This window comes from Rudaea sp., assembly GCF_036383415.1.
In the GTDB taxonomy this organism is placed as follows: domain Bacteria; phylum Pseudomonadota; class Gammaproteobacteria; order Xanthomonadales; family Rhodanobacteraceae; genus Rudaea.
The window spans coordinates 1-9,758 of record NZ_DASVOK010000177.1; the positions used below are offsets into that span (position 1 = coordinate 1).

At 65.1% G+C, this 9,758-nt stretch carries 8 protein-coding genes and 1 pseudogene; 1 reads left to right on the forward strand and 8 read right to left on the reverse strand.

Features of this window, described 5'->3' with window-relative positions; translation table 11 throughout:
* Window positions 1-60: 60 nt before the first annotated feature.
* Window positions 61-1,071, reverse strand: coding sequence for a N(4)-(beta-N-acetylglucosaminyl)-L-asparaginase (locus VF497_RS06945; protein ID WP_330887045.1), 1,011 nt, complete (start codon window positions 1,069-1,071; stop codon window positions 61-63).
* Between the two features lie 98 nt (window positions 1,072-1,169).
* Here VF497_RS06945 and VF497_RS06950 point away from each other — a divergent pair, with 98 nt between their 5' ends.
* Window positions 1,170-1,658 (forward strand): asparaginase domain-containing protein, encoded by a 489-nt coding sequence (locus tag VF497_RS06950; protein WP_330887047.1) that lies wholly within the window; start codon window positions 1,170-1,172, stop codon window positions 1,656-1,658.
* 105 nt (window positions 1,659-1,763) lie between these two features.
* Here VF497_RS06950 and VF497_RS06955 read toward each other — a convergent pair whose 3' ends face one another.
* The 7 genes and pseudogenes from VF497_RS06955 to VF497_RS06985 form a co-directional block, all read right to left on the reverse strand.
* Window positions 1,764-3,308, reverse strand: coding sequence for a S53 family peptidase (locus VF497_RS06955; protein ID WP_330887048.1), 1,545 nt, complete (start codon window positions 3,306-3,308; stop codon window positions 1,764-1,766).
* Between the two features lie 270 nt (window positions 3,309-3,578).
* Entirely contained in the window at window positions 3,579-5,687 is a 2,109-nt protein-coding gene (locus tag VF497_RS06960) for a pre-peptidase C-terminal domain-containing protein (protein WP_414706856.1), read from the reverse strand.
* A gap of 601 nt (window positions 5,688-6,288) precedes the next feature.
* On the reverse strand, window positions 6,289-6,846 hold the full coding sequence (gene sufT, locus VF497_RS06965; RefSeq protein WP_330887050.1) for a putative Fe-S cluster assembly protein SufT: 558 nt from the start codon (window positions 6,844-6,846) through the stop codon (window positions 6,289-6,291).
* Between the two features lie 112 nt (window positions 6,847-6,958).
* Window positions 6,959-7,654 carry a DnaA regulatory inactivator Hda gene (hda, locus tag VF497_RS06970; protein WP_330887052.1) on the reverse strand — a complete coding sequence of 232 codons (696 nt, stop codon included), beginning with the start codon at window positions 7,652-7,654 and terminating at the stop codon, window positions 6,959-6,961.
* Window positions 7,651-8,817 carry an AI-2E family transporter gene (locus tag VF497_RS06975; RefSeq protein WP_330887054.1) on the reverse strand — a complete coding sequence of 389 codons (1,167 nt, stop codon included), beginning with the start codon at window positions 8,815-8,817 and terminating at the stop codon, window positions 7,651-7,653. The genes hda and VF497_RS06975 overlap by 4 nt, the downstream gene beginning before the upstream one ends.
* On the reverse strand, window positions 8,814-9,419 hold the full coding sequence (locus VF497_RS06980) for a CDP-alcohol phosphatidyltransferase family protein (protein ID WP_330887056.1): 606 nt from the start codon (window positions 9,417-9,419) through the stop codon (window positions 8,814-8,816). Before VF497_RS06980 ends, VF497_RS06975 begins: the two co-directional genes overlap by 4 nt.
* 1 nt (window position 9,420) lies before the next feature.
* Window positions 9,421-9,758, reverse strand: a pseudogene (locus VF497_RS06985) (hypothetical protein); the annotation flags it as partial.

The following is a 9,758-nucleotide window of genomic DNA, read 5'->3' on the forward strand; positions in this document are numbered from 1 at the left end:
GGCGCGCGTTTCGCCGCGGCGCAGCGTTTCGCCGACTTGTTGTCTACCTGAGTCGCCCGGTCACATCGCACTCGTCGAGTCGAACAACGCATCCTGCTTGCCCGAGTCGCAGACGGCGTAGGTGAATCCCTTCTGGATCGCATACGCGCCAACCTCGCCGTTGCGGCCCAGCGCGAGGAACCCGACCTGCAGATCCCTCGCTGTCTTCATGCGTTTGCGCACGATACGGCGCACGGCTTCCTCGCAAGCCTGCTGCGGCGTGCGCCCCTGGCGCATCAACTCGACGACGAGGAAGCTGCCCGCGGTGCGGATCACCTCCTCGCCGACGCCGGTCGAGGTCGCGCCGCCGACTTCGTTGTCGACATAGAGGCCGGCGCCGATGATCGGGCTGTCGCCGACCCGACCGTGCAGCTTCCACGCCATGCCGCTGGTCGTGCAGGCGCCGGCGAGACGGCCCTGCGCATCGACCGCGAGCAGGCCGAGCGTGTCGTGGTTGTTCGCATCGCCAGGCTTGCCCTTGCCGTAGGTCTTGTTCTCGCTGTTTGCCGACGGCTTGTACTCGCTCTTCTTCAGCCATTCGCGCCAAGCCTGCTCGGACTCTGGCGTGAGCAGTTCCTCCTTCGGGAAACCCCGCTCGATCGCGAACTGCTCCGCGCCGTAGCCGACGAGCAACACGTGAGGCGTCTTCTCCATCACCCGGCGCGCGACCGAGATCGGGTGCGCGATGTGCTCGATCGCGGCGACCGCGCCGCAGTCGCCGTTGCCGTCCATGATGCTCGCGTCGAGCGTGAGCCGGCCGTCGCGATCGGGATAGCCGGCACGGCCGACGCTGTGGTTTTTCGGATCGGCCTCGGGCACGCGCGCACCGGCCTCGACCGCATCGAGCACGCTGCCTCCTTTGTTCAGAACCTGCCAGGCAGCCTGGTTGGCAGCGACGCCGAAATCCCAGGTCGAGACGATGCGCGGACGCCGCTTTCCTGCCTGCGCCGCAGACCCGGCGCAGGATACGCCCGGCAGTGCAGCGGCACCGGCGGCCAGAGTGGTGGCGAGGAAACGGCGGCGATCGGTCATGGTGGTTGAGCACGGAAGGTACGGTGCCGGCGAGTTTAGCCGAAAGCCCGGTGGCGCCTGATAAACTCCGCAACCACGTTGACCCTGCGGAACGCGCCATGCTCCAGCACCTGACCATCGTCACCACCGGCGGCACGATCGACAAAGTATACTTTGACGACAAATCCACTTTTCAGATCGGCGCGCCGGCGATCGGCGACATCCTCAAGCAGCTCGGCGTGGCCTTCGACTTCGACGTGATCGCCCTGCTGCGCAAGGATTCGCTGCACATCACCGAGGAAGACCGCGACTTGATCAAGCGTTCGATCGAGGCGCAGCCGCACCGTCACATCCTCGTCACCCACGGCACCGACACGATGGTCGAGACCGCGCACGTGCTGCAGGCGATTCCCGGCAAGGTCATCGTGTTGACCGGCGCGCTCAATCCGGCGCGCTTCCAGGGATCGGACGCGGTGTTTAACATCGGCTGCGCGGTCGGCGCGTTGCAGACCCTGCCCGACGGCGTCTACGTCGCCATGAACGGGCGCATCTGGGACCCGCTGCGCGTGCGCAAGAACCGCGATGCGAATCGGTTCGAAGCCGCCTGATCGCACTGTGCGATCCGGGGGAGGCACTTCGAGACTTCCTCCTTAATGGACGAACAAAAAAAGGGCCGCATTGCGCGGCCCTTTTTTCAGCAGAATGCCGAGCAGCTACGGAGCCAGCACATTGATGAGTGCCGCCTGCGGACTGCCCCAGCCGGTCACCAGATCGAATCCGGTGACGGCGTTGTAGCTCACATGAGTACCCTTCGTCGCCGGATTGCTGCCGCTGATGATGTCGTGAAACGACATCACGTAGTTTGTGCCGAGACCGACGTTGTACAGCGCCGGATTGACGAAGCCGACCGGGCCGTGGCCCTTGGCAACGGCTTGCTGATTGACCAGGGCGAGGAAACCGGCCCAACGCGGCGCGGCGAAGCTGGTGCCACCGTAACCGGTCAGGAACTGGCCCTTGCTGACGGTCGGATTGTCGAAATTCGCTTCCGCCGAAACGTCCGGGTCGTTGCGATAGGTGGTCGAGCCCTTGTTGCTCGAATTGAGCACGCCGGCCAACAGCTGGTAGCTCGGCGTCGCCTCGCCCGCCCCGCTGTAGAAACCGCCACCGGAATCGACCCAGGCGGTCTCCGATGACCACGAGCCACCGGCGCCATTGGTGACGAGATCGGTACCGCCGACTTCGAGCACCCACGGATCGGCCGAAGGCGAACCCCAGGACTTGTTGTTGTAGGCGCCCATGTCGCCCGAGGCGTTGATGAAGGTCTGACCCTGTGCCGCCATCTGCTTGTAGATCGGATCGTCGGTCGGGTTGTTGAAATCCGCGCCGTACCACGAACAGCTCAAGATCTTCGCGATGTTGTCGCTGGCCATCTTGTTGAGGATGTTGGTCGCGCTCGATCCTTCATAAAAAAGGATCTGGGTGATGCCGGGCGCCATGCCGATCGAATTGACGATATCGAGCACCTGCTCGCCGTCGTCGCAACCGTTGCAGGCGCCGCTGAACCCGTTGACCAGCACGTTGTTGATCGGCACCGATGAGGTCATGCCGGTCTTCTGGTAGAAAAGCTGCACGTCGCTGGCGTTGTAGCCGGCAAAAGAGAAAATGCCGATCGACTGGCCGCTGCCGGTCAGGGCGCCGTTGCCGTAGTAGGCGGCGCGCATGTCGCTCGGCAGGAACTGGCCGCCAGGACCCGATCCGCCCGCATTCGTGCCGGCGGTACTCGCCTGCTTCAGGTGCGTTTGCGGCAAGCTGAAATTGTCGAGACCGGAAACATGCAGAAGCTCGGCCTTCAACCCGACTGGTGCCGGTTCGCGATCCGGAGCGAAGAACGCACGATCTTCGTTCGGATGCTGATAGCGGGTCATCTGCACGCCGAACGCGTGATTGATCGCCGCCACGGAGCCTTCGACGTCGACCAGCCGACGATTCGGCGTGGTCTCGGTGACGGTCAGGCCGTTCGCGCCCGCCCAGGCAACGACGGCGTCGTAGTCCACCTGGGCAGGACCGAAGCGCGAAGTGAATTCCTCGACGCTCAGATAGTTGTGGTAGAGCGGGCTGTGCGGATCCTGCAAATTGTGCAGCAGCTCATCGAGCTCGGCCGTGTTGCGTTCGGGCAGACTCAGTGCGAGCTTCAGATGCTGCTGCGGATCGAGCCGGTCGATGGACAGCGCCGTACCCTGCGCGACGGCGGCAGGCACGTGCCGTGACTGTATCGCTCCGCGGGAAGGACTTTGCGCAGACAGGTCCAAGCTGGCGGCCAGCGTGAACGACAGTGCAAGAGTCAAACAAATTCCGCGCGCGAAGGCGGATCGGATCAGTTTGGATTGCGTCATGGTGCCTCCGATGATCGAGAAAGGTAAGCAAGGCAAAGGGCCGCGTTGCGCGGTCCGCTTTCATTTTCCCCACCTCGCGGAAAATCCCCCGGCCATCGCTGGCCGGGGGAAGAAGTGTGCGAGGTTTATCGACGCTTAGTTATAACTGCCGGTCAGCGAAACGCCCGAGTAGGTCGAATAGGCATTGAGCTTGACGTGGTAGGTGCCACCGGCCGACGGCGGCGTGAACGTGCAGGTCTCGTTGTTGCCGGTGATGTAGGGACGACAGTCGTAGCTCGACAGGGTCGGCGCGGCGTTGAGCTTGACGTACAGGTCGGCATCACCGCTGCCGCCCGAGATCTTGATCGTCACCGAGGTCTTGCCCGAGGGCACGGTCAGCGTGTAATCGGCCGACAGCGTGCCGCTGGTTCCCGACAAGCCGGTCACCGGCACGCCATTGGTCAGCGTGTTGCCGCCACCACCGCCGCCACCCGTCGTGTAGTTGCCCACCAGGCTCACGCCCGAGTAGGCCGCATAGGCGTTGAGCGAGACGTAATAGGTCACGCCTGCCGAGAGGCTGCCGCAGGTCTCGTTGTTGCCGGTGAGGTACGGACGGCAGTCATAGCTCGACAGGGTCGGTGCGGAGCCGGCCTTGACGTAGAGATCGGCGTCGCCCGTGCCACCCGAGATCGCGATGCTCACATTGGTCGCACCGGCCGGGACCGTGAAGGTGTACACCGAGGACATGCCCGAGGTTCCCGACAAGCCCGTCACCGCAACGCCATTGGTCAGCGTGTTGCCGCCACCGCCCGACGAGGTCACCGTGACCGACTTCGTGGTCGAGTTCGTCGCGCTGGTGTTGACGCTGTCCGCCACCGTCTCGGTCACGCTGTAGGTGCCTGCTGCCGCATAGGTGTGGCTCGGATTGGCCGTGGTCGAGGTGCCGCCGTCGCCGAAGGTCCACGAATGCGTGCCGATCGTGCCGCCCGAGTCCGTCGAGGTGTCGGTGAAGCTCGCCGCCAGCCCGTTGGTGGTGAAGCTGAAGTTGGCCGTCGGCGTGCCGCCGGTGCCACCGCCATGGGTCAGGATCGCATGCGAGATCGCGCAGTTCGCCGTGTCGTTCGACCAGCTCGCCTGCTCGGCGAAGGTGCCGGTCGAGAAGGCAACGTTGGCCGCGCCACCGGCGGTGCCCGGAGAGAGCCATGCGCACTCGTCGGAGTTTTCCTGGCCGTTGTAGCTGCCGCCCGTATGATTGGTCCAGCCGCCAGCCGGGAACATGTCTGACATCATCTCGTGCCATTCGTGGCCGAGCGTCATCGTGTAGCCGTCGAGCTTGCCGTTCGCGCTGCCGTTGACGAAGCCGACGCCGCAGCTCGAGCCCATGTCCATGTTGTACGGCTGGTTGCTGAACGCAAGATCGCCGCCCGGAGCCGTCACGCCGTAGCCGTCGCCGGTGTAGTCGTGCCATGCGCAGTAGCCCTGGGTCGGACTCTGGTAGTTGTCCGGGTTCGTGCCGTGCGGCGAGAGGATGATGTAGTAGGTGTAGCGGTTCGAGCCGGTCGCCGTGTTGTCGAAGTGCGCGGCGGCCTTGATCGCTTCCTGGGCGAGTTGCGTGCCGGTCGCCGAGCTCGGCGAAGCGGCCGAATTGTCGTACCACACGCCGGCAACGACATTGGTCTGATACGGAACGAAGCTCGCATTCGAGGGACAGCTGGACGCGCCGTTGGCCACGTTCGGACCATCGCACCACTGGGTCAGGTCAGCCTGCCAGGTTTCGTTGTTCGTGCCGATGCCCTTGAACATCTGCTGCACGGCCGATGCCGCACCGTAGGAGTCACCGGTGAACGCAAGGTTGCCATTTGCATCGGTGCTGGAGGTGCCCCACTGCGTGCCGTAGAAAACGATGTAGACCTTGACCTGACCCGAGCCGACACCGACGCCGCTGACGCCGCCACCGTAAGTCAGCGCGCCCGCTGAACCCGAAGGCTGCGTCGAGGCGAAGGCTGCACCGTGGTGATAGAACTCCTGGTTCCACCTGTCCATCGCCGCCTTGCTTTCCAGGGTCGGCACGGCGCCATGGCGCCAAGGGTGGTCATAAGCGGGATGATGCGGGTTCTCGGTCCAGTTGCGCAGGCCGTTGCCATTGCCGTTGCCATTGCCGGGATCGGCATGGGCCACGCTCAGCCCGCCGGCGATCAGCGCGGCGAGTGCGGCGGCGGTCAAGCTGGTCTTGCGGTGCCACGATGCATGCTTTGATTGGGTCACGCTTTGTCTCCAGATTCGATTAATGTCGAAAGCCGCCGAAAACGGCGGCGAAGCGGATACACGTATGACGCTAGCTTTGCTCTTGATGGCTCCCTGAATCCGCGCTGGTTCCTCCCTTTTTCGGACACGCAGTCGCCCGCGCCGCCGGGATGGCCCCGATTGCGATGGGAACGAAACGCCGTGCCTCGTCATGATCCGCGCGCCTGCCCACATCCCCATGTTTCACGGCGGCGGATCATTGCGGAATTCGCGCCGGCTCCGAAGCGGAGCGAGCGCGGGCGGAAGAAGACAATCCGCCGCGTTAAATCTTCCTGAAATCGCCAATCAACCGGCAATTCGTGGGGCAATGTAATAACGCATTATTGCAATGGAAAGCTCGCGCCGCGGCTGGCCTGGCGCGAACAGGATGCTGCTGGAAACGTTTCTATAGAGAAGTTTTGCCGCAACGCAGCGAATCGGCGACTTTGACGGCAATATTGCAGAAATTGCGCAGATTCGTGTCCGGCGGCCCGGTCGAACGACCGCGTCGTCCCTATCCGGCTGAACCGGAAGCGGCATGCAGGATCGCCGCGGAACGCCAGCCACAGCCGGCGCAGGAGGTTTACATCATCCCGGTTTCAAGCTTGGCGACGTCGGACATCATCGCGTGGTTCCACGGCGGGTCGAATACCAGCTCGACATCGGCCTCAGCGATGGTCGGGATCGCCTCGATCTTGCTGCGCACGTCGTCGACGAGGATGTCGCCCATGCCGCAGCCCGGCGCGGTCAGGGTCATCTTCACCTCGACCTTGCGCTCGCCATTTTCGACCTTGCCGACGTTGCATTCGTAGACCAGGCCAAGGTCGACGATGTTGACCGGAATCTCGGGATCGAAGCAGGTGCGCAATTGCTGCCAGACGAGCTTTTCGACCTCTTCCTCACTGGCATCGGCGTCGAGCTCGATCGGCGTCGGCGGCTCCTTGCCGATCGCATCCGCATCCTTGCCGTCGATGCGAAACAGGTTGCCGTCGACGAACACGGTGAAGCTGCCGCCGAGCGCCTGGGTGATGTAGCCGTTCTGCCCAGCAGGCAGGCTGACGGTTTCGCCCTGGGGCACCATGACGGCGTTGCAGTCGCGCTCGAAGACGATCGGTTCGGAGGTGTTGCTGTAGCCGCCCATGAAATCGTTGCAGTCGGATCGAAACGGGATTATCGCAGGTTCGCTGCCTGCCTGACCGATGTGTGTGCGCTTCGATCGAATGCAAGGCGCATGTCGGGCGCCGGCGACGGCGCTACGACCCCAGCACCTGGCGCAGGAACGGGATGGTCACGCGCCGCTTTGCCGCGAGCGATTCGCGGTCGAGCCGGTCGAGCAGGGTCGTCAGGCTGCCGAGGTCGCGCTGCGTGCGCGCGAACAGCCAGGCCAGCGCGGCTTCGTCGAGTTCGATCCCGCGTGCTGCGGCGCGCTCGCGCAGCACTTCGCGGCGTGCGGTGTCGTCGAGCAGTTTGAGCGGCGCCTGCGTACACGCCGACAGGCGCGAAACCAGGTCGGGCAAGCCGATGCCGAGCTGCGCGGGCACGCGCGAGGCGGCGAACAGGAAAGTGTGCGTTTCCGCCTTGCCGCGATTGTAGAGGTCAAACAGCGCATGTTCGGCCTCGCGCCGGCCGGCAATCGCGTCGAGATCGTCGAGTGCGAGCAGATCGCTGCCGCCGAGCGCGCGGATCGCATCCGGCGCGCCGCCGGACAGACTGCGCAGCGACAGATATTGCGCGCGCCGGTCGGTCGCGGTCGCCGCGGCACACGCGGCAATCAGCAGATGCGTCTTGCCGCTCGCCGCCGTGCCGCTGACGAAGACCCAAGGTGCGTCGGCATCGGTCGCAGCACGCTGTACGAGATCGAGCGCCGCGCCGTTGTCGCCGGCGAAGAACGTTTCGAAGCGTTGCTGCGCCGGCCAGCGCATCGCCAGCGGAAGCTGGTCGGGTTTCATGCGCGGGGGGCAGGCGGCGTTGGCGGCGGCTTCACTTCGGCTTGCGCTGCCGCAGGTGGTAACGGGGTACTAGCATCGCCTTCCGCCGCCGCTGGCGCGGGGCCTTCGTGGGCGTAGAGCAAGCTCGTGCGGTAGCGCTCGTTCGCGTAGCGCAACAGCACCATCAGCACCGAGGCGACCGGCAATGCGAGCAGCACGCCGAGGAAACCGAACAGTTCGCCGCCGGCGAGCACGGCAAAGATCACCGCGACCGGATGCAGGCCGATCTTCTCGCCGACCAGGCGCGGCACGAGCACGTAGCCTTCGAGCAACTGGCCGACCACGAACACGGCGACGACGAGGGCGACGTGGGTGACGTCGCCGTACTGCACGATCGCCGCGATCACGCCCATGAGGATGCCGGTGATGCTGCCCAGATACGGCACGAAGCTGATCAGGCCGGCGATCAGGCCGATCAACGGACCCGTGCTCAACCCAACCGCCCACAGGCCGACAGCGTAGATGACACCGAGCGCGATCATCACCGAAAGCTGGCCGCGGACGAAGGCCGACAGCGTGTCGTCCGATTCTCGCGCGAGGCGCGAGACGGTCGGTTCGATCGAGCGCGGCAGGAGGTCGTGGATCTTCGCAATCATCACGTCCCAGTCACGCAGCAGGTAGAAGAATGCGACCGGGACGACGACGAGACGCGTGATCCACGAGATCACCGCGAAGCCCGACTTGGAGATGCCGGCGACGATCGTCGTCGCGAGGCCACCGGCCTCTTTCCAATGATTCTGCAGCACGGTGACGACCTGCTGCATGTCGGGCATCTCGAAATCGAGCTCGAAGCGCTCGTGCAGCCACGGCACGGCGATGTTCTGCATCCACGCAAACCATTGCGGCAGCGCGGCGATGAACGCGGCGACCTGGCGCGACAGATATGGAATCAGCAACAGCAGGATCAGCGTGACGACCAGACTCAACGCGAGGAAGACGATGCCGACCGCTGCGCTGCGCGACAGCTTCCAGCGCTCGAGCTGGTCGGCGAGCGGATCGAACAGGTAGGCGAACATCGCCGCGATCGCGAACGGCGTCAGCACCGGCGCGAGGAAATACAGCGCCGCGACGAGCAGCACGAACAGGGCCAGCATTTGCCAGTGCAGGTTGTTGGTCGAATTCATGCGTTCTCCCGGCGCTTGGCTTCGAGCGCCCGATGCGACCAGACGATGACGTAGTGCGCGCCGCTTGCGATCGTCGCCAGCGCAGTGAGCCAGATCAGCGTCTCATCGATCGAGTCCGGCAGCGGCAGCAGGCCGCTCAGCTTCAGCAGCAGGGCGAGCGCGCAGACGATCTGGATGAACGTGGTGATCTTCGACAGCAGCGACGGCTGCGGCACGACGCGGCCGATCAGGAAATGGTACGCGGTCGCGCCCGCGGCGATAACGAGGTCGCGGCCGACGACAAGCCACATCAACCAGTCCGGGATCACGCCGGCCAGGTCGAGCGAAATGAAGCAGGCGACCAGCAGCAATTTATCGGCGAGCGGATCGAGCACGCCGCCGAGCCAGCTCTGCCAGCCGAAGCGCTTGGCGAGCAGGCCGTCGAGCGCATCGCTCGCGCCGGCGACGGCCACCACGACGAGGGCCGCCTCGAAGCGACGGTTCGCGATCAGCCAGACCAGCGGCGCGACCAGCGCGATGCGGGCCAGCGTGATCGCGTTCGGCAGGTGGCGCCAGGGCGAGTCGCTGTTCGTCGTGGGCGGCATGCGCGGGTCGGCTGACACTTCACGGCTCAAAGTCGAGCACCGCATCCACGCCCTCGACCGGCGGCTTCGTATTCGTCGGATGCGCAATCCGCGCAGCGTTGAGCGCTTCGCTGAGACCCTGCAGCGAACCGCGCGCATCGACGCGCGCCTGCAGGACGTTGCCATGCGCCTGCTCGATGCGCAATCCGCGCACCTCGGAATTGCCCGCGAGCGCGCCGACCAGGCGCGCATAGTCCTCGGCCGAACGCAGGCCGCTGAACCAAAGCCGGTAGGCACCGGCGGATGCGGCCGCGGGCGCGACATCGGGCGGAACCGCCGCCGCGTCCGCACTCGGAACGGGCGCCGCATTCGACCCCG

Coding starts and splice junctions, on each gene's coding strand:
- VF497_RS06945 (WP_330887045.1), bottom strand. CDS start 1,071: ATGACCGATCGCCGCCGTTTCCTCGCCACCACTCTGGCCGCCGGTGCC.
- VF497_RS06950 (WP_330887047.1), top strand. CDS start 1,170: ATGCTCCAGCACCTGACCATCGTCACCACCGGCGGCACGATCGACAAA.
- sufT (WP_330887050.1), bottom strand. CDS start 6,846: ATGGGCGGCTACAGCAACACCTCCGAACCGATCGTCTTCGAGCGCGAC.
- hda (WP_330887052.1), bottom strand. CDS start 7,654: ATGAAACCCGACCAGCTTCCGCTGGCGATGCGCTGGCCGGCGCAGCAA.
- VF497_RS06975 (WP_330887054.1), bottom strand. CDS start 8,817: ATGAATTCGACCAACAACCTGCACTGGCAAATGCTGGCCCTGTTCGTG.